This window comes from Merdimmobilis hominis, assembly GCF_900104615.1.
Taxonomy (GTDB): Bacteria; Bacillota; Clostridia; order Oscillospirales; family Ruminococcaceae; genus Merdimmobilis; species Merdimmobilis hominis.
In genome coordinates, this window is the sequence record NZ_LT629939.1 from 384,655 (window position 1) to 403,936 (window position 19,282).

General features: G+C 56.2%; 15 protein-coding genes and 1 other annotated feature. Of the genes, 5 read left to right on the forward strand and 10 right to left on the reverse strand.

Features of this window, described 5'->3' with window-relative positions; all coding sequences use genetic code 11:
* Positions 1 to 116 precede the first annotated feature (116 nt).
* From ybaK to BQ5353_RS01870, 3 genes are all read left to right on the forward strand, one after another.
* Positions 117 to 593 (forward strand): Cys-tRNA(Pro) deacylase, encoded by a 477-nt coding sequence (gene ybaK, locus BQ5353_RS01860; RefSeq protein WP_054330979.1) that lies wholly within the window; start codon positions 117 to 119, stop codon positions 591 to 593.
* A 91-nt stretch (positions 594 to 684) separates the two neighbouring features.
* Entirely contained in the window at positions 685 to 1,581 is an 897-nt protein-coding gene (locus BQ5353_RS01865) for an NAD(P)-dependent oxidoreductase (RefSeq protein WP_071427206.1), read from the forward strand.
* Positions 1,582 to 1,609: 28 nt separating this feature from the next.
* Positions 1,610 to 2,095 carry a hypothetical protein gene (locus tag BQ5353_RS01870; protein WP_071427207.1) on the forward strand — a complete coding sequence of 162 codons (486 nt, stop codon included), beginning with the start codon at positions 1,610 to 1,612 and terminating at the stop codon, positions 2,093 to 2,095.
* A gap of 211 nt (positions 2,096 to 2,306) precedes the next feature.
* Here BQ5353_RS01870 and BQ5353_RS01875 read toward each other — a convergent pair whose 3' ends face one another.
* The 4 genes from BQ5353_RS01875 to BQ5353_RS01890 all read right to left on the reverse strand — a co-directional run bounded on the left by BQ5353_RS01875 (position 2,307) and on the right by BQ5353_RS01890 (position 8,525).
* Entirely contained in the window at positions 2,307 to 5,861 is a 3,555-nt protein-coding gene (locus tag BQ5353_RS01875; protein ID WP_083386340.1) for an FtsX-like permease family protein, read from the reverse strand.
* Positions 5,862 to 5,960: 99 nt separating this feature from the next.
* A complete protein-coding gene (locus BQ5353_RS01880; protein ID WP_054330975.1) occupies positions 5,961 to 6,665 on the reverse strand; it encodes an ABC transporter ATP-binding protein in 705 nt (234 codons plus the stop codon).
* Positions 6,666 to 6,697: 32 nt separating this feature from the next.
* The gene (locus BQ5353_RS01885) at positions 6,698 to 7,066 is read right to left on the reverse strand and encodes a hypothetical protein (protein ID WP_071427209.1); all 369 of its coding nucleotides are present in this window, start codon (positions 7,064 to 7,066) and stop codon (positions 6,698 to 6,700) included.
* Between the two features lie 37 nt (positions 7,067 to 7,103).
* Positions 7,104 to 8,525, reverse strand: a complete 1,422-nt coding sequence (locus BQ5353_RS01890; RefSeq protein WP_071428386.1) for a gluconokinase — start codon at positions 8,523 to 8,525, stop codon at positions 7,104 to 7,106.
* 179 nt (positions 8,526 to 8,704) lie between these two features.
* Between BQ5353_RS01890 and gndA the strand changes: the two genes are divergently transcribed.
* Both gndA and BQ5353_RS01900 read left to right on the forward strand, forming a co-directional pair.
* On the forward strand, positions 8,705 to 10,108 hold the full coding sequence (gene gndA, locus BQ5353_RS01895) for an NADP-dependent phosphogluconate dehydrogenase (RefSeq protein ID WP_071427210.1): 1,404 nt from the start codon (positions 8,705 to 8,707) through the stop codon (positions 10,106 to 10,108).
* Positions 10,109 to 10,168: 60 nt separating this feature from the next.
* The gene (locus BQ5353_RS01900; RefSeq protein WP_083386344.1) at positions 10,169 to 11,293 is read left to right on the forward strand and encodes a nuclease-related domain-containing protein; all 1,125 of its coding nucleotides are present in this window, start codon (positions 10,169 to 10,171) and stop codon (positions 11,291 to 11,293) included.
* Positions 11,294 to 11,351: 58 nt separating this feature from the next.
* Here BQ5353_RS01900 and BQ5353_RS01905 read toward each other — a convergent pair whose 3' ends face one another.
* The 6 genes from BQ5353_RS01905 to BQ5353_RS01930 form a co-directional block, all read right to left on the reverse strand.
* Positions 11,352 to 12,575 carry a metal-dependent hydrolase family protein gene (locus tag BQ5353_RS01905; RefSeq protein WP_071427211.1) on the reverse strand — a complete coding sequence of 408 codons (1,224 nt, stop codon included), beginning with the start codon at positions 12,573 to 12,575 and terminating at the stop codon, positions 11,352 to 11,354.
* Between the two features lie 38 nt (positions 12,576 to 12,613).
* Positions 12,614 to 13,837, reverse strand: coding sequence for a metal-dependent hydrolase family protein (locus BQ5353_RS01910; protein ID WP_054330970.1), 1,224 nt, complete (start codon positions 13,835 to 13,837; stop codon positions 12,614 to 12,616).
* Positions 13,838 to 13,921: 84 nt separating this feature from the next.
* Positions 13,922 to 15,148, reverse strand: coding sequence for a hypothetical protein (locus BQ5353_RS01915; RefSeq protein WP_233424488.1), 1,227 nt, complete (start codon positions 15,146 to 15,148; stop codon positions 13,922 to 13,924).
* Positions 15,149 to 15,766: 618 nt separating this feature from the next.
* Positions 15,767 to 16,004: a binding site (T-box leader), on the reverse strand.
* Positions 15,979 to 16,269: a hypothetical protein gene (locus tag BQ5353_RS01920; protein WP_152916798.1), complete on the reverse strand. Its 291-nt coding sequence runs from the start codon at positions 16,267 to 16,269 to the stop codon at positions 15,979 to 15,981. It overlaps the preceding feature by 26 nt.
* Positions 16,232 to 17,596, reverse strand: a complete 1,365-nt coding sequence (locus BQ5353_RS01925) for a M20 family metallopeptidase (RefSeq protein ID WP_071427212.1) — start codon at positions 17,594 to 17,596, stop codon at positions 16,232 to 16,234. Before BQ5353_RS01925 ends, BQ5353_RS01920 begins: the two co-directional genes overlap by 38 nt.
* A 267-nt stretch (positions 17,597 to 17,863) precedes the next feature.
* Entirely contained in the window at positions 17,864 to 19,243 is a 1,380-nt protein-coding gene (locus BQ5353_RS01930) for an amidohydrolase (protein WP_054330966.1), read from the reverse strand.
* Between the last annotated feature and the right edge of the window lie 39 nt (positions 19,244 to 19,282).

A 19,282-nucleotide genomic window follows, 5' to 3' on the forward strand; every position in this document is an offset into this window, starting at 1 on the left:
AAGGCAATAGAAAGGGAGAAAACTTTTTGTTAAAATTGCATTTTCCGGGGAAAAGAGGTAGGATAAAGCGGAAAGATTTTAGGGCTTTCCCTATACCTTATAAGGAGGAGTTGTCCATGGCAGAGGCCAAAACCAACGCGATGCGGATGCTGGAGCGTGCGAAAATACCCTACGAGATGCACACCTACGACCACAGCGATGGCCAGATCGACGGGATCAGCGTAGCCCGCAAGGTGGGGCTGGACCCGGATACCGTCTTCAAAACTTTAGTGACCCGGGGCGCCAGCCGGGAGATTTACGTCTTTGTGCTGCCAGTAGCTAAGGAATTGGACCTGAAAAAAGCAGCCCGTTCGGTGGGAGAAAAATCCATTGAGCTGGTGAAAATTGAGGAGATCAACAAGCTGACCGGCTATATCCGGGGCGGCTGCAGCCCAGTGGGGATGAAAAAAGCCTATCCCACCGTCATCGATGCTTCAGCTCAGGGCTTCCCCGCTATCACAGTCAGTGGAGGCCGGATCGGCTCTCAAGTCACCCTATCCCCAGCGGATCTGGCCGCGATCAGCCGGGCTACTTTTTCCGATGTGATAATCTAAGCAAAAGGGGTTGTAATATCTTTCCAAATCTGATAAACTTATAGTAGAGAATTTTGTAATATTTGCCAGAATTTTTGGAAAGGGTGATGGTATGTTTCAGAAAACAGTTGTGGTGGACTTCACTGGTATGAATGATTGGGCCAAAGACCAGCTGCGGGCGCTTTCCCGGGAAGTAGTATTTTACGACGACTTCCCCAAGGACACCGCCGAGGTCATTCGCCGCATCCAGGATGCGGACTGCGTCATGGTCTCCTACAACACCTTGATCCCCCGGGAAGCCATTGAGGCTGCGCCCAACCTGCGGTACATCGGCATGTGCTGCACTCTCTACAATGAAAAAAGCGCCAATGTGGACATCGCCGCCGCCCGGGAATGGGGCATCGTGGTCACCGGCATCCGGGATTACGGCGATGTAGGGGTGTATGAATTCGCCGTTGCTTCCCTGGTGGATCTGCTCCACGGGTTCCATGGCAAACAGTGGCGGGAACGCCCCTACGAATTGGGAGGCATCAAGGTAGCCATGCTGGGCATGGGAACTACCGGCCAATTGGTGGCCAAGGCCCTCCAGTTCTTTGGGTGCAGTGTCCGCTACTACAGCCGCCACCCCAAACCGGAGGCGGAAGCGGAGGGCTTCTCCCTCTGCCCCTTGGAGGAAATCCTTCCCTGGGCGGAAGTGGTTGTCACCCAGCTGCCCAAAAAAACCGCCCTGCTGGGCCGGCGGGAATTCCAGCTGCTGGGGGATGGGAAAATCCTTCTCAACATGTCCATCGGCCCCACCTTTGACCTTGACGCCATAAAGGAATGGCTCCGGCGGCCCGGCAACTTCTACATCTGTGAAGATGTGGGGATCCTAGGCACCGAAGGAGAATGGGACGGGTTTGACAACGTGATTTACTCCCCTGTGTGCGCCGGCAGCTCGGTGCAGTGCACCCAGCGGCTTTCGGAAAAATCCATCCAAAATCTTTTGGATTTTATCAAGGGCAAATAAAGAGATCGAGGGTTTGAGGGGTAAGATTATGGTGCAAGACATCCAACGTGAATTTGACGGCAGCCAAGCGAGCATCTCTTGGGTGATTTTGTGTTATCTGGTGCTTCCGACCGTGCTGTGTTTCTTCATCACCCAGGCGGGGCTGATCGGTTTCACCTTCCCTCGCTGGATTGGCATCCTGGCCTGCCTTCTGCTCCTGGCGCTGATCCTGTTCACCTGGCTTCCCCTGGCTTACCCCAGCGGCAAGTACCACAGGAAGTTCTTCCTCGCATTGCTGGGGGCCAATCTTCTGCTGGGCGTCAAGACAGCCCTGGGGCTGGAGTTTTCCATTCCCGTAATCCGGTACCTGCTTCCGCCTTTGCAAATCCCACACCTGTCCCTCTGCTGGGCGCTAGATCTGCTGTTTGAGGAAAGCCTGCCTTACTACGCCGGCTATGCCGTCTCCCTTCTGTTGTTTTCCGGGCTATTGGTATTGTATGGGTTCGGGGTGCATCAGCACCCGGATCAACCTTAACCCGCAATCCGCTTTCTCCTGATGAGCAGGGATCTTTTATGAAGTGGAAACTATTTTACCTCATTTTGATCGCCCTGCCCCTGCAAGCCTTTTTCCTCCTGCCCAGTTGGTATACCTGCGAACGGGAAATGGTGGCATATCCCCAAGGCACAAAATAGGCATAGAGAAAGAGCCCCCGGCCGCCGGATAAATCGGCGGCCGGGGGCTTTCCTTATTCTATGGATTTCAGCGATTCCACCATGCTGATAGTTTTCAGCTTAAAGTACATCAAGAAGTTGACCAGTGCGGCAAAGACCATGGTAAGAGCGAAGGACAGAAGGTAACTGGGCAGGCTGATCACCCGGCCAAACATCACCGTGTCGATCTCAGCAGTTTGGATGACAAACCCGTGGAGGAGGATGCCCAGCCCCAACCCAGCCAACGCCCCCAACACTGTGAGGATGAGATTTTCCCGGTAGACATAGGCGGAGACCTCCTGGTCGTAGAACCCCAGCACCTTGATGGTGGCAATCTCCCGGATGCGCTCAGTGATGTTGATGTTGGTCAGGTTGTACAGAACCACAAAAGCCAGCGCCCCAGAGCAGAAGATCAGCACCAGCACCACATAGTTGAGGCTGCTGATGACATCTGAAAAATTGTCCTTGCTGTCCTGGGAGTAGCTGACCGCCAACACCGGATCCCAAGCGGTCAGCTGGGTGGAGAGATGGTTCTTCCCCTCCTTGTCCAGTTGGGCTAACTGCAACGTGTAGGCGTTGTACACCGGCGGCCCTCCATACAATCGCTCATAGGCCCTGGGGGAGAGGTATACATAATGCATGGCGTAGTTCTCGGTGATGCCGGTGACCGGGACCTCCACCATCTGGTTATCGCTGTCCCGCAGGGAGAGGCTGTCCCCGACAGAGAGCCCCGCCAGTTTGGCGAACTTCTCGGTGATCACCGCTCCCTCATCGGTCAGAGGGACCGGCGTCTCCTCCCCGCGGGTGCGCAGGCTGACGTATTCCCCCATCTCCTCCACCGACTGGGGGACAAAAAGGTACACCTGCTGCCAACGGCCTTCTCCCCCGGCGTCCATAGTCTGCTGGCGCACCGGCATCCACCCCAGGATTTGAGGGCTCTCCCCAAGGGATTCTTCCACCGCCAGCAGTTCCTCCCGGCTGGATGTGTCGTCCACCACCACCAGGGCGTCATAGGTGAAGATGTCGTCAAACTGCTTGAGGACGATGGTGGAGATCGACTCCTTGAGCCCAAAGCCAGTGAGCATCAGAGCCGTGCAGCCGGAGATTCCCAGCACCGTCATGACAATCCGCTTTTTATACCGGAACAGGTTTCGCACCGTCACCTTTTGCAAAAAGGAGAGGCGATCCCACAATGGGGGAATCCGCTCCAGCAGCACCCGTTTCCCCGATTTGGGGGCTTTGGGGCGCATCAGCTGGGAGGGCTGGGACCGCAACTCCTGCCGGCAGGCAAAGAAAGCGGCGCTCAAGGTGCAGGCGAGGGCGGCCAAGGTGACCCAGACCGCATAATCTGCCCGGAAAGGGGCGATAAGGGGCGGGGTCACATAGCTGATGCCATAGGCGGCATAGATGACCCTGGGGAACAGCTGGAAGCCCACCCCCAAGCCCAAGGCGCTGCCCAGCAGGCTGGCTGCGGCCGCATACACCAGGAATTTGAGCATGATCGCCCCTTCGCTGTAGCCCAGGGCCTTCAGGGTGCCGATCTGGGTGCGCTGCTCCTCCACCATGCGGGTCATGGTGGTGAGGCAGACCAGTGCCGCCACCAACAGGAAAAACACCGGGAACACCTTGGCGATGGCATCCACCCGCTGGGCATCGTCCTCATAACTGGAGTATCCCGGGTTGACCGAGCGGTCAAAGACATACCACTCCGGGGCTTTAAGGCCGGCGATCTCTTTTTCCGCGTCGGCGATTTTCTGCCGGGCGTCCGCCAGTTCTGCGTCAGAATCCCGTTTGGCCTGCCAATATTCCGCCACCCCGTCATTGTATTCCCGCTCCCCGTCCAGCAGCTCCTGCTCCGCGTCTGCCAGTTCCTGGAGGCCCTTGGCTTTCTCCTCCTCCAGTTCCGCGACGGCTTCGTCCAATGCCTTGTATCCTCTGTCCAATCGCTTGCGGGCTCGGCTCAACTCCTTTTGGGCCTCCAAAAGCTCCTCTTTGCCATCTTCCCAATCCCGCTTGGCCTTTTCCAGGGCGAGAACCCCCTGGGAGAGCTGTACTTTTCCATCGGCAAGGGCTTTCTCCCCAGCGATCAGCTCCTGTTCCTGCTGGGCGAGGGTCTGTTTGGCCTGTTCCAGCGCTGCCCCGGCTTCCAAAAGGGCTTGCTGCTGCCCCAGAAGGAGGGGGACAAGCTGGGCGGAAGCTTCCTGGTTCCCGGCCATCGCCTCATCAAACAAGAGGCCCAGGTTCTCATCCAGTTCCCAAAGGCCGGCGGAGAGCTGGGCAACCAGTTCAGGGGTCAGAGCTTCCGGCGGGATCTGCCCGGTGGCTACGCCCAAGGCGCCGGAAACCAGCGTCTGGGCGGCTTGGAGCTCCTCTTCCTTCTGGGCCAACTCCCCTTTTCCCATTTCCAACTGGGTGCGGGCGGCAATCAAGGTCTGTTCGGTTTGTTCCAATGTGTAGGTGTTGTTGCGGATGTCCACCTCGGCCTGTTTGATCTGTTCGTGGCCGTCGATCAGCTCCTGGATGGCGTCGGGGCGGTTTTCCCGATATTCCCGATACCCCGCCAAATACTCCGATTCGCCATCGGCCAGCTCCTCTTCCGCCTTGGCAATCTCCTCCTGTGCCTCGGCAATCTTTTCCTCAAATTCCCGGCGGCCATCCTCCAGCTCTGTCCGGCCATCCAGGATCTTCTGCCAGGCATCCTCCAATTCCGCCTGGGCGTCGGCAAGTTCCCGGCGCTGGGTTTCCTCCCCATCCCGGAGTTCCTCCTTGGCGTCGTTTAGCTCCCCGTAAGCCTCCTCCAGAATTTCCTGGAACCGTTCCTCCTCCCGGCGGTCTGCCAATTCTTCCAGGGAATCCATCTGTTCCTTCACCAGGTCTTTATATTCCTGGGAGAAGGCGGAAAGGCCCTGGGCCCCTTCCAAGGTGAGGTACAGGTCGGTGTAGACCTCCAGGTTGAAATTCTCCTCTGGAATGAGGACAAAACAGTCCGCCGCGCCGTTGCCAATGCTGGCGGAACCCCGCTCAAAATTGAGGTACAGGGGGCTGCGGACAATGCCTACCACCGTGTAGGTATCCCGATCGAGGCGGTCGGAAACCGGTTCCTCTGGGTCGCCGGAGGCTAAGGTGACCGTCTGCCCTAGGGAGAAGGCATAATCCATGGGCATGTTGTTTTCCACCAGGCATTCGCCGGGAGCTTCCGGCATCCGGCCCTCCAGCAAGACGGGCTGGTTGAGGAAATCCTTCCCCTCCCGCTGCCTGGGGAGGGAGTAAACTTTGGCGATCACATCCGGCTGCCCAGCGGTTTTGAGGAACAAATCAGCGGAGTACCCTGCATAAAAGCCGTGAGCCTGGCCGCTCTCCCGGACGGCGGCGACGTCCTTTTCATCAAAGCCGTAGGTGGAGAGGATCTTGACATCCATCAGCTGCTGGACGGCAAAATACTGGTCGGCAGTGAGCAGCATATCTGGGCAGGTGGATTTGATGCCCGCAAAGAACCCGGTCCCCAGGGCCACAATGGCGAAGATGGAGAGAAAGCGGTTTTTGGTCCGGCGGATCTCCCGCCAAATGTCTTTATACAGCGCGGATTTCATAACCCTTTCCTCCTTTCCTGGCCCCATGGCATATGGGGATAGGGGATTTTTCCTTAGACACCTCTTCCCCAAACCCTAGAGGGAACCCATGCCGGGGGACTACCATTCAATATCTTCCACCAGGGTGGGATGGGGGTTGAGCTCCACTTTATCCACCCGGCCGTTTTTAAACTGGATCACCCGGTCGGCCATGGGGGCCAGGGCTGAGTTGTGGGTGATGACAATCACCGTCATCCCATCCCGGCGGCAGGTGTCCTGCAGCAGTTTCAGAATATTTTTGCCGGTGTTGTAGTCCAAAGCGCCGGTGGGCTCGTCGCAGAGCAGCAATTTGGGGCTCTTGGCCAAGGCCCGGGCGATGGCAACTCGCTGCTGTTCCCCGCCGGAGAGCTGGGAGGGGAAGTTGTCCATCCTCTCCCCCAGGCCCACCTGGGTCAGCACCTCTTTGGCGTCTAGAGGGTTCTTGCAGATCTGGGAAGCCAGCTCCACATTCTCCTTGGCGGTCAAGTTGGGGATCAGGTTGTAAAACTGGAACACAAACCCAATGTCATACCGGCGGTAGCCGATCAGCTGTTTGGGCCGGTACTCGTTGATTTTGGCCCCATCCACCAGGATCTCCCCCTCGTCGCACTGGTCCATGCCCCCAAGGATGTTGAGGACGGTGGTTTTCCCTGCGCCGCTGGGCCCTACAATGACCACAAACTCCCCCTGTTGGATGGAGAAATTCACATCAGACAGGGCGGTGATGGTCACCTCCCCCATCTGATAGCGCTTGTACACATGGTTCATCTCCACAAAGCCGGCCATGGTTTTCCCCCTTTCCTGTAATACTCTTGCATTTATGATTGGTCCTGCCCGCCTCCCTTGGCGATTTCCCCGCGGATCAACCTCTCCACTACAACCATAGCCCGGATCATCTTTTCCAGGCGCAGGTAATTGGGATTGTCCGCGGAAAATTTCCGCTGGGCAGTGCTGCACTTGTGAAGGATGGAGGCAATTGGAGGCAGCGATTGTTCCAAATCCCCCTTGGAGTATGCCCCGGCGCCTTCCCCTGCCAGCAACGATTTTGCCAGATACAGCGCACGCAGCCGGTTTTGGAGAAGGGTGTGCTGGGGTGTCCCTTTCTCAAATTTGGGCTGTACCTTTTCGCAGTTCCGGATGGCTGATGTCACCACCCGCAGCGCGTTCTGCTCCTCGTGATCGCACAAGACCCTTCCCCCCTTCTGTTGTTTGACACAACGCCCCTTAAAGAACACGGGCGTAGCTTTCCCGGTAGCGGGCATACTTTTCTTGGTAAAGCACCCGGTTCTCCGGGTTGGGGCAGATGACCTTCCCCTCCCCCACCGGGAACCGTTCCGGGGAATCCATCGCTCCCAAGGCAGTGAGCCCCAGGGCCGCTGCACCCAGCATAGAGGCCTGTTCGCTGGGGTGTACGGTGATCTCCCGGCCGAAGATGTCCGCCAGCATCTGGAGCCACAGGGGGGACTTCATCACGCCGCCGGAGGCGCGGATCTCCCTGGGGGAGTAAGCTTCCCTGGTCAGCACCTCATAGCACTGGTAGAGGTTGAACAGTGCCCCCTCTAAGATTGCCCGGTAAAGCTGCCCAGGGGAATGGCTCCCCTTCACCCCTAAAAATCCCCCCAAGCGGCTGTCATGCCAGCCTGGGCATCGCTCCCCAAACAAAAAAGGTAGGAAAACCGGAGTATCCGGCCCGCTGGCCTCAGCCATCTGGTCCAGTTCCCGGAGGGAATACCGCCCGCCCAACACCTGACCGGCAAACCAGTCCAAGCAGTTGGTGCAGCCGCTGGTAGCGGCTCCAGCCAGATACTTTCCCGGGGCGCAGTAGCACCAGATGGATGGGTGCACCGGCAGGTAAGGCCGGTCAAAGGCCATGCGGATTGCCCCGCTGGTACCGGCAGAAAGAGTCATGACCCCATCCCCCAAAGCGCCGCTGCCCACCTGGTTGAGGGCACCGTCCGGGTGGGCGGGGATGACCGGTATTCCCGCTTGCAAGCCGAGGATGCCGGCCATATCCCCCCGTAAAGAGGAGGTGTAGGTGTGCTCCTCCAGCCGGGGGAAATTCTCCTCCCCCAGGGAGGCCCTCTCCAGCAGCTCCCCATCCCAGGTGCGGCTGTGGAGGTTTAAAAACCCGCTGCCCGAGGCCATGGAAACCGATTCCACAGCTTGTCCGGTCAGCTGGTAATAGATGTAGGCCCCCTGGGTCATCAACTGGTCGCCTGGTCGGAGGGAAAGCCCCTCCTCCCCCAGGTGAAGCCATTTAAAAAAAGGGTAGGTGGAGTGGGTCATACAGCCGGTTTTGTGGTAATACCGCACTGTCTCCCCCTCGTCTTGGCGAAAACGGGCCGCCGTATCCGCCGCGCCGGTGTAGGCCCAGGTGTAGCAGTCGGTTTTGGGACGGCCCGCCCGGTCGGCCAGCAGCAGGCTGTGCCAGGTCCCACCCAGGCTGATACCGTCTATTGGGAAACCTTCTGCCGCCTCTTTCCCCACGGTGAGCAGCCCTTCCAACACTTTTTGAGGGTTCTGCACTGCCACCGAGAATTTCCTGCCCCGGTAGGGGGCGCTGTGCTCCCGCAGGATTTCCCCTTCACTGGAATACACCATGGCCTTGGCCGAGCTGGTGCTGGCCTCCAATACCAAAATATTCACACATTCCACCGTCCCATTCATCTATTCTGTCTATACTACAGTTATACACGAAAATCCCATCCTTGGCAATTGTGCAAAAAGAGGCAAAAATCCTTCCATTTCCCCGGCTGTTCCCCTATAATACAAATAGAGTGTTTTCCCCGCTGCGGGAAGAATCCAACCAAAAGGGAGTTGTTTCAATGCAGGAGTATGAAATCGGCCTCTACGGCCTTGGGGTCATGGGCAGCAGCCTGGCCAAAAATATGATTCAGCACGGGTTCGATGTAGCCCTCTACAGCAAACCAGAGGCCGAACGGGCCGCCTTTAGGGTAGAAGCCCCCTTGGGCCGTTATGAGGTTTTCCCCACCGAAGAAGCCTTTGTCCACAGCCTTTCTCAGCCCCGGGTCATCTTTTTAATGGTGACCGCCGGCAAAGCGGTAGATGCGGTCATCGGACAGCTCCTCCCCTATCTGGAGCCGGAGGATGTGATCATCGACGGGGGCAATTCCCATTTTGAGGACACCGCCCGACGGGGCGCCGCTTTGGCGGAACAGGGGATCCAATACCTGGGGGTGGGGGTCTCCGGCGGGGAGCTGGGGGCGCTGTACGGCCCCAGCATGATGGTCGGAGGGAACTACGAAGGCTGGATCCGCTGCCGGGAGATTTTGCAGTCCATCGCCGCCCAGGTGGATGGAGAGCCCTGCTGCGAATATGTGGGGCAGGCTGGCGCCGGCCATTATGTAAAAATGGTCCACAACGGCATCGAATACGCTATTTTGCAGCTGCTGGCCGACACCTACCACATCCTCTCCCAAGGGATGGGCCTCCCCCAAGAGGAGATCGCCGCCATCTTTGCCGGGTGGAAAGACGGGCCTCTTCGCTCCTACCTCATCGACATCTCCATCGATGTGCTCCGCAAGCGGGATGAGGATGGGCAGTTCCTCCTGCCCAAAATCCTGGACAGCGCCCAGCAGAAGGGCACCGGAAGCTGGACCATGATGGAATCCATCACCCGGGGGGTGTATGCCCCCACCATCGCGGAGGCGGTGTACGCCCGGTTCTTCTCCCAAGAGAAAGCCACCCGATCCCTGGGCAGAAAGATCGGGGAGCTCTCCCCGGTGCGCAAGGTATTTTCGGTGGAAAACATAGGCGGAAAGCTGGAAAATGCCCTATACTGCGCCATGGTCTGCTGCTATGCCCAGGGGATGGAGATCATCCGCAAGGCTTCCGCGGACTTTGGCTGGAACATCAACCTGGAGAACGCCGCCAACCTGTGGCGAGGCGGCTGCATCATCCGGTCGGATCTCTTAGAGCCCATCGCCAAGGCGTTCCACCGCCCTCAAGATTGCCCCAATCTGGTTCTATCCAAAGAATTCGCCCCCGCCCTCGCCCAAAAAGAAGCTGATTGGCGGGAGATTGTGGGCCGCTGCATCATCCACGGTCTGGCGGTCCCCGCTCTTTCCTCCACCCTCACCTATTATGACAGCTGCCACACCGACCCCATGCCGGTGGGCCTGATCCAGGGACTGCGGGACTGCTTCGGCGCCCACACCTACCGCCGGACAGACCGGGAGGGGGATTTCCATACCAATTGGCAGGAATAACTAGCCAAATAGCAGACAGACAAAAAAAACAACAGAAAAATCCCTGAAAAAGATCCTTCGATGCAGAAATCGGTCAGGGGGAGGAGGAGGAGAGAAATGAATGCAAGCACCCGCACAGAAGCAGCGCGAAATTTTCCTTTTATAAAGGCATTAGCTGTATTGGCAGCCATATTTGCAGTGTCGCGCTGGACCCTGCTATGCACGGCAGCCGTGCTTTTATCCTGCTATTCCTGCCGCTATCTTGCAGGAGGGATGTTCCGCCGCGGCGTTGTCCAAAAATCAGAAAAAGACTCGCTAAACAGAGCTTTTCACATCGACGCCCTCAAAATATATCAACTCTTTCCGATGTTCTGCATCGGCGTCTCGACATTCCTTTTTGGGCTGCTGTTTGGGCCGTATCTACAGACGGCCTGGCGAGAAAAAGGGTTGCTGGCGGTTTTGGATGTTGTGTTTTACATCCTGCTCCTTGCGTTTATGGCCCTGGCCCCCCTTCTGTATTTATATGACAGAAAAAAGCTGTGGAAGGTCCTTCATTATAAGGACACAGAATACTACAGGCAGACCCACATCCCGTTCCACGAGATGGTCGCAGATAAAGGACTTTGTGGGGAGTTCCTCGCCTACCTGTATTTTTCAGACCTTCCCGTTTACAATCGGGTTTTGATGAACGCCATCATCCCCCGTGAAAACGGCGATTTCTCCGAAATCGATTTGATCTGTCTCACCCCTGGGCGCATCATGGTGGTGGAAAGCAAGAATCGAGGAGGCCGGCTGCGCGGCAACCTCTCTGATCCGAAATGGGTCCAGATCCTGCCGGGATGTGAGAATCCTATGGGAAATCCCATTATGCAGAATGAAACTCATATTTTTGTGCTGCAAAATTATATAAACAGCCATATTGGCTCTTCAATAAGCAGTTTAGCAGACAGCACAACCTACACAAACGCTATTTTTATGGCCAACTATGAAAGTGGGATTGACTGCTTCTACGACTGCCCCACCCTGACCTTCCCCCACGCCATCCTCTACCCGTGCCAGGTGGAGGATCTGCGGGCAGCGGCGTCGGAAAACCTGTACTCAAAGGAACAGATCGACCAGATGGCAGACCTCCTTTACCCCGCAACGCAGTACACCAAAGAGGAGCGCCGGGCCTTTGTGGTCTCCAGGGGCTATAAAAGACGATAGGCAAACAAAATCCCCCCAGCTAACATCGCTGGGGGGATTTTTAACAGGGATTCAATTGTTACGCTTTGTAAACCTCTCCGCCCTTCATGACAAAGGTGCAGTTGGTCATAACTTTGATGTCTTCTGTGGGATCGCCGTCAAAAGCGACTACGTCAGCGTATTTGTCGGCCTCGATGGAACCGACCTCATCCTGCTTGCGGAGCAGCTCTGAAGCGGTCTTGGTGGCGGCGGTCAGCGCCTGAAGGGGAGTCATCCCCCAACCCACCATCAGCTCAAACTCATAGGCCTGTTTGCCGTGGAAGTTGTAGGGCGTGCCGGAGTCGGTGCCGAAGGCGATCGGGATGCCCTCTTCCATGCAGCGGGTGAAACCCCAATGGGCACGGTCATATACCTGTTTGGCCTTTGCGATGGCCCAATCGGGGGTGCCTGCCTCTTTGCCCTTGACAATGATCCGCTCGGCGGCGATGATGGTGGGAACCAAAGTGGTTCCGTGTTCCTTCATCAGCTGGATGCCCTCTTCGTCCATCAGCATGCCGTGCTCCACCGAGGTGACGCCAGCCCGGATGGCATCTTTGATGCCGCTGGTGCCGTGAGCGTGGGTAGCGGTGATCATGCCGTACATTTTAGCGGTGTCACAGATGGCTTTCATCTCTTCATAGCTCATCTGCTGTGCGCCCACGGTGGTGCCCAGGCTCATGACGCCGCCGGTGGCCATAAACTTGATGAAGTCCACACCGTGTTTGATGTTGGTCCGCACCAGTTTAACCATCTCGGTGGGACCATCGCCGGCGACGCCGGAGTGGACTTCCACCTCATGGAGGTATGGGTTGTAATGGGTGTCGGAATGGCCGCCAGTGGAAGACAGGTTGGAACCTGCCACCATCATGCGGGGACCGGCGAAATCGCCCCGGTTGATGGCGTTGCGGATAGCCACATCGCTGTAGCCCATGTCGCCGCAGGTGCGGACCGAGGTGAATCCGGCCATCAGGTCGCTGTACACATTGGTGAGCCCCTCCATGGTCGCATCCCCCAGTGAGGTGTAGGGCTTGGTGCCCAGGCTGCTGCCTGCGCCGTTCATGCCGATGTGCATGTGGCAGTCGATGAGGCCAGGGGTGACAAACTTGCCGGTCAGGTCGATGACCTCACACCCATCCAGTTTGGCGGTGGCGGCGGGCTCAACCGAGGTGATTCGGTCGCCCTCTATAAAAATCACAACGTCGCGGACAACGGTGCCGTTGACGGAATCAAACATCTTGGAACACTGTAACGCTTTTTTGGACATGATGACACTCCTCTCTTTGATACACCTTTCGGTACAAACTAGCCCTTGTAAACCACGCCGTCTTTCATGACGAAGCAGCAACGGGTCATGGCTTTGATATCCTCGGTGGGATCCCCGTCAAAGGCAGCGATGTCCGCAAATTTGCCTTTCTCCAGGGAGCCGATGGTATCGTTCTTGCGAATCAGCTCGGATGCAGTTTTGGTGGCGGCAGTCAGCGCCTGCAGCGCTGTCATACCCCAGCCCATCATCAGTTCGAACTCATACGCCTGTTTGCCATGGAAGTTGTACGGTGTCGCAGAGTCGGTGCCGAAGGCGATCGGAATCCCCTCCTCCATGCAGCGCTGGAAACCCCATTTCGCCCGGGCATACACCTGTTTCGCCTTGGCGATGGCCCAATCGGGGGTGCCAATTTCCGCGCCTTTGACGATGATGCGCTCCGCAGCGATGATGGTGGGAACCAAAGTGGTCCCATGTTCCTTCATCAGCTGGATGCACTCTTCATCCATCATCATGCCATGCTCCACCGAGGTGACCCCCGCACGGATGGCGTCCTTGATGCCGCTGGTCCCATGGGCATGGGTGGCGGTGATCAGGCCGTACATCTTAGCGGTGTCGCAGATGGCCTTCATCTCTTCATAGGTCATCTGCTGGGCACCCACAGTGGTGCCGCGGCTCATGACGCCGCCGGTGGCCATGAATTTAATGCAGTCCGCGCCGTGTTTGATGTTCATGCGGACGCATTTTTTCAGTTCATCGGGGCCGTCGCCTACAGCGCCGGGCTGAATGGATTCGGAGATATAGGGGTTATAGTGGCTGTCCGCATGGCCGCCGGTGGTGCTGATGGGGGAACCGGGAGCCATGATACGGGGACCCCACTGCTTCCCTTTGTTGATGGCATCCCGGACAGCGATGGCGGCATATCCCATGTCGCCGCAGCTGCGCAAGGTGGTGAATCCGGCCATCAGATCCAGACGGGCGTGTTTGAGGCAGTTAAGCGTCACATCGCCAACCGTTTGGTAGGGCCGCTGGGCGGAGGAGTTGCCCTCACCGTTGCTCCCGAGATGCACATGGCAGTCAATCAGTCCAGGGGTAACGAATTTACCGGTCAGGTCGATGACTTCGCACCCTTCCAGCGAACCCGCCTGGGACGCCGGGACGACGTCGGCAATCTTGTTGTCTTCAACAAAAATCACCTGGTCATGGAGCACTGTGCCGGTGGTGGAATCGAACATTTTGGAACATTTTACAGCTGTTTTAGCCATTCATGTACACCCTTTCTGTTTCAAAGTACATCTATGTATCTCTGTACCTTTTTTCGGTCAATCTCAATATACAGTATGGATGAATTATGCGAAAATCATGGGGCAGATGATGCCGGCGAAGATAACGGAAGCCACGGTAACGGTGGCAAAACCGCCGACGATGATCTTGGGCATCAGGTAAGCGCTCATTCTCTCCCGCTGTTCGGGGGTGATGTCGGTGTAGGAGTTGACCACCTCATTGGTCAGGATCTCAGTGCCAGGGTAGCCGATCATACAGGTACAGGCGATGGCGGCAGAGATGTAGGGGGAGTAACCGACCACTTTACCAACGATAACAGCGATGAAGACGATGCCAACAGTAGACATGGCCAGCATGCCGAACAGGGGGAAGATCATTTCCATCAAACCAGAGGGGGTGACAGAAGCCAAGGAACCGGGCAGCATAATCATCAAAGCCAGGTTGCCCAAGCCGCCGGAATGGGATTTGGCCAGGGAGTCTTTCTCCAGGAAGCCGATCCGGGCGAAGATCAGGCCGAACAGCAGATATGCGATGTTGGGGTTCAGCCAGTAGTTTGCGGGGCCATCGCCGGGAATGCGGGTTGCAAGGCCAACCAAGTTAGCCAAAGTGGCTACAAAAGCTAATTTGAAGAGGTAGGAGTTATCGGATTTGAAGTAGGCAGGAGTCTCGCCGAAGATGCGCATAGAGGGGAGTTTCAAACCACTGGACACGCTGATGTCTCGGTCGAAATCGCCCGCTGCCAGTTTGCGGCTGGCCTCTTTTTTCATACCCAAGGTTGCGATGGGCATACCGAAGAATTTCTGGAAAGAAAGCACCAGTACGGCGAAGGCCCCCAGTTCCGGCCGGCCAGCGTCCGCAGCAGCAGCCTGAACCATGACGCCGGCGATGGTACCGCCGGAGATGGGCGGAGCAGCGGTCAGCGCGTATTCCTGACCAAACATCCAAGTGCCTACGGTGAAGGCCACTAAGGCAATACCGCCCAGGCCGAGAACAGCGATGGCAACGGTCTTCCACTCAGCGAGCAGCTCTTCCAAGCTGATCTTGGCACCCAGGTTGGTGATGAGCAACGCCACTACAAAGTTGCTTGCTAAGGCGGGCAGTCCGGTTTTGGTGGTGACGTCTGGCGGAAGAACGGTCCAGAAACCAATCAGGAAAAAGAAGCTTGCAAACATCAAAGAGGAGATGTTGCCCTTGCTCAAGCGGGAAAGCTGTTCACCGGCTACATAGATCAGGACACAGACCATGAAGCAGGTAACTGGGTTCCAGAAATTTGCTGTTAACTGTTGTAACAATTGAATCACCCTAACTTAAAAATTTCGGTTTAATATCCAAACACCACGGGATGGCTGGGCACCCAAAACCAACGGGTTGCTGCAAGAAAATGCGTAACGTTCGACGGTTTATAAGCGTGCTCTTTGGCTCTTAGGAGATGATCTAGGGTCTTTCGAAAGTGGGTATAGTCGCCTACATCCGATAGATCAGCCTCTCCGCCACGAATGTCTCCGGTAATGAATGCCCTCACCCCCTTCTCCTTAGACTGCATCTGTTTGCAGCAGCCATTTGGAAAGATTCAAAACCAGTGCCCATTCCCAGGTGTGATTGGTGCCAATAAGAATTTAACGTTTTAAACTGTAGCGCTTTTATGTGATAAATTATCATCTATTATGTTGCAAAAAACAGGATTTGTCAATGCTTATACACACTTTTGTCATATTGTCCATAATCTTTTCACACTGCATAGGGCTTTGCCCTAATCTGCACAACATCACCAAGAAGATTGCAAATACTTTAACATGTTATCACTTAGACGCTGTAACAACCAAAAGCAATCCGGTAGCAGTTTAGCCACAGCCCGCAAGCCCACCCCAAGTGAGAGAGATATAAAAAAGGCTTTCGTCTTTCTTGTAATCCAAGAAGACGAAAGCCTAATATACTTCCGCGGTACCACTTCTATTGCATGAACCATGCCGCTTTGCCGTGTCAAAAAACACGTTCCCCTGTAACGATGGGAATTCGTCCCTACCTACTACTAGTTCAGCGGGCCACTCGAAGGTGAGTTCACACAATGCCTGCCAACCGCATTCCAGCTACCTGCGGCTCTCTGTATGGACATTGACACTGGCTACTTATCCTTGTCACTGCGTTTTGCTTTTGTTATGTTGTTTTTCATAATACCAATCTCAAATTGGTTTGTCAATAGTTTTTTCATAATTTCTTCAAAAATTTTGAATTTCCCTGTCCCCATCCCCTCCAGCTCTCTTATCTTTCCGTCTGCCCTGCTGCCAAATCCCATCGAAAAAACAGGCCGCCGACGGCAATCGGCAGCCTGCATCTTCAGTTCATTTGTTACAAGAAAATGCCCTTTTCCCGGGAAATTAAGGCAGCGGGACTTCATCTGGGATGGGGCAGACATATTCTTTGCCGCCCATGGAAGCTTTGAACTCCGCCATGGCCTCCTCAGCGATTTTCGGGTTCTCCAGAATCCGAGCGCCGGCCACTGCCATCACCTTGGCCGCGTAGATCATGCCCTTCTCACCGATGGAGCTGCCGGAGCAGGAGGTAAACTGCCAGCTGTGGCCGGGGGAACCGATGGCAAAGCAGGCCGTAGTAAAGCTGACAGTAGGCACAATGTGCCCCACATCACCCACGTCGCTGGAGGCAAAGGTATTCTCATACTGGATGGGCAGCACCCCAGTGTGGAGCTGGGTATCCTCCGGAAGGTTGTGCTTCTGGAGGAACTTTTTCCACTGGGAAGCGCTGCTTTCATTGAGCTTTTTGGCAAAATCCAGTTCTTCCTGGGTCCAGGGCTCCTGGGGGAGCTCCCGCATAATGCCGTCCACCATCTCGGTGAGGACCTTGTTGTTGAGCCGGTTGTAACAGCCTCCCAAAAACTCGATCTCCACCTCAGTCTCGGTCATCATGGCCGCGCCTTTGGCGATCTTCACCAACCGGTCGTAGCAATCCACCACCGCATCCCGGGAGAGGGCGCGGACATAATACCACACGCTGGCTTTATCCGGGACGATGTTGGGGGCAGTGCCGCCCTCCAAGATGGTGTAATGGATCCGGACGTCACTGGTCACATGCTCCCGCAGGTAGTTGGCGCCCACGTCCATCAATTCAACGGCATCCAAAGCGGAACGGCCGTTGTGAGGATCGCCGCCGGCGTGGGCAGTTCTTCCCTTAAAATGGAATTTCGCCGAATTGAGAGCAGTGGAAACCCCCATAGTCGCCGAGTTGTTGGTGTTGGGGTGGAAGGCCATGGCCAAGTCCAGGTCGCGGAACGCACCGCCCCGGGCCATAAAGGGCTTGCCAGTCAGGAGTTCCTCACCGGGGCATCCATAATAGACCACAGTGCCGGGCAGGTGGTTCTTCTCTATCTCCTCTTTGATGCCGATGGCAGCGCCCACATGGGCGACCCCCAACAGGTTATGGCCGCAGCCATGGCCGTAACCCTGGCCCTCCACTGGCTTTTTTTCAGTTCCGCAGCACTCCTGGCTCAAACCCGGTAGAGCGTCATACTCGCCCAGAAGGCCAATCACCGGATGGCCGGAACCAAAAGATGCGCGGATGGCAGTGGGCACCCCGCCCGCGCCGATCTCCACCTCAAAGCCGGCGTCCCGCAGGACTTTAGCCGTTGCGTCACAGGCATAGGTCTCCCGGTACCCGGCCTCGGGATGGGCCCAAATCCCCTTGGAAAGTTGGTCCAGGGTGGAGCGGTATTGGTCGATTGCTTGCATGGCGGTATTTCCTAACACAACATCAACTTCCTTTCCATAATCTGTAAAATAGCGGGGATTTCTCCCGCTCTTTGCTGCTCTTCTCCCGGGAGAAAGAAGGGATGCATCACAGTTTTTCCCTCCCCTTCCCCTCCTGGGAAATCTAGGTTCAGTATAGCATTTTCCCCATCATTTTGCAATAAAGAAACGGGATCTCCCCGACTCAATTTTGTGCAACATAGAAGAAGGGATGGCCAAATGGCCATCCCTTCTGTAAACCTGTTTGGATTACGGAACCAACAGTTCGGGAGTGATGGGGCATTTGTATTTTTTGCCTGCCATCGCCTTGTCAAATTCAGCTTTGGCTTTCTCATAAATCTTAGGATCGGTGAGGACTTTCAAGCCGAACAGAGCCATGACGCGGGAAGCGAGCAGCATACCCTTGATACCGATGCTGGAACCGGCGCTGGCTGTGATCTGCCAGCAGTGGCCAGGGGCGCCAATGTTATAAGTAGCGGTGTTGAACATGATGGCGGGGCAGATGTGCTGGACATCGCCGACGTCGGTGGAACCAAAGCTGTTGACCGCCTTAGGCTCCTCAACACCCTCAAAGAGGATGGTGCCCTCGGGGGCGCCGGATGCTGCCACGTTTTTGGCATAAACTTCCGGCATTGTCTTGTTCAGGGCATCCGCAAACTTCAGCTCTTCCTCGGTCCAGGGCTCAACAGGGACTTCCTTCAGGCAGTCATAAACCACTTTACCCAGAACCTTGTTGGGCAGGGTGTTGTAGCAGCCACCCAGATACTCGATCTCCAGCTCGGTCTCGGTCATCATGGCAGCGCCTTGGGCGATCTTGCAAAGTCTCTCATAGGTGTCTTCCACCACTTCACGGGACTGGGCGCGGATGAAGTAGAAGTTGGAAGCTTTATCGGGGACGATGTTGGGGGCAGTGCCGCCTTCAGTGATGATGTAATGGATGCGGACGTCGCTGGTGACATGTTCCCGCAGGTAGTTGGCACCCACATTCATCAGCTCAACAGCATCCAGAGCGGAACGGCCGTTGTGAGGATCGCCGCCGGCATGGGCAGTTCTGCCCTTAAAGTGGAATTTTGCCGAGTTCAGGGCATTGGAGGTGCCCAGGGACACGGTGTTGGTCTTGCCGGGATGGAAATGGATAGCCAAATCCAGGCAGTCAAAAGCACCGCCGCGGGCCATAAAGGATTTACCAGTCAACTGCTCCTCAGCGGGGCAACCGTAATAAACGATGGTGCCGGGCAGGTTCTTCTCAATCATTTCCTCTTTCAGGCCGATGACAGCGCCCAGATGAGCGACACCCAACAGGTTGTGGCCGCAGCCCTGGCCATAGGTCTGGCCTTCGATGGGTTTCTTTTCGGTGCAAAGTTCCTGGGAAAGGCCGGGCAGAGCATCCAACTCACCCAGGAAGCCGATGACGGGATGACCGGAACCATATGTAGCTTTGATGGCAGTGGGGACGCCGCCTGCGCCGATTTCCACATCAAAGCCAGCTTTTTTCAGGGCTTCTGAAATCCACTCACAGGCTTTAAACTCCCGATATGGGCCCTCGGGATTTGCCCACATGTCTAAGGCGATTTTCTTGAGCATGTCATGGTTGGCTTCGATGGTTTTGTAAGCGGTTTGACCAAGCATGTTAATTTCCTCCTAACAGATGGTTTTTTATCGTTCACC

Bases quoted from the DNA above. Each gene is read 5' to 3' on its own strand.
- ybaK (WP_054330979.1), top strand. From the start codon at position 117: ATGGCAGAGGCCAAAACCAACGCGATGCGGATGCTGGAGCGTGCGAAA.
- BQ5353_RS01865 (WP_071427206.1), top strand. From the start codon at position 685: ATGTTTCAGAAAACAGTTGTGGTGGACTTCACTGGTATGAATGATTGG.
- BQ5353_RS01870 (WP_071427207.1), top strand. From the start codon at position 1,610: ATGGTGCAAGACATCCAACGTGAATTTGACGGCAGCCAAGCGAGCATC.
- BQ5353_RS01875 (WP_083386340.1), bottom strand. From the start codon at position 5,861: ATGAAATCCGCGCTGTATAAAGACATTTGGCGGGAGATCCGCCGGACC.
- BQ5353_RS01880 (WP_054330975.1), bottom strand. From the start codon at position 6,665: ATGGCCGGCTTTGTGGAGATGAACCATGTGTACAAGCGCTATCAGATG.
- gndA (WP_071427210.1), top strand. From the start codon at position 8,705: ATGCAGGAGTATGAAATCGGCCTCTACGGCCTTGGGGTCATGGGCAGC.
- BQ5353_RS01900 (WP_083386344.1), top strand. From the start codon at position 10,169: ATGCAGAAATCGGTCAGGGGGAGGAGGAGGAGAGAAATGAATGCAAGC.
- BQ5353_RS01905 (WP_071427211.1), bottom strand. From the start codon at position 12,575: ATGTCCAAAAAAGCGTTACAGTGTTCCAAGATGTTTGATTCCGTCAAC.
- BQ5353_RS01910 (WP_054330970.1), bottom strand. From the start codon at position 13,837: ATGGCTAAAACAGCTGTAAAATGTTCCAAAATGTTCGATTCCACCACC.
- BQ5353_RS01920 (WP_152916798.1), bottom strand. From the start codon at position 16,269: ATGTCTGCCCCATCCCAGATGAAGTCCCGCTGCCTTAATTTCCCGGGA.
- BQ5353_RS01925 (WP_071427212.1), bottom strand. From the start codon at position 17,596: ATGCAAGCAATCGACCAATACCGCTCCACCCTGGACCAACTTTCCAAG.
- BQ5353_RS01930 (WP_054330966.1), bottom strand. From the start codon at position 19,243: ATGCTTGGTCAAACCGCTTACAAAACCATCGAAGCCAACCATGACATG.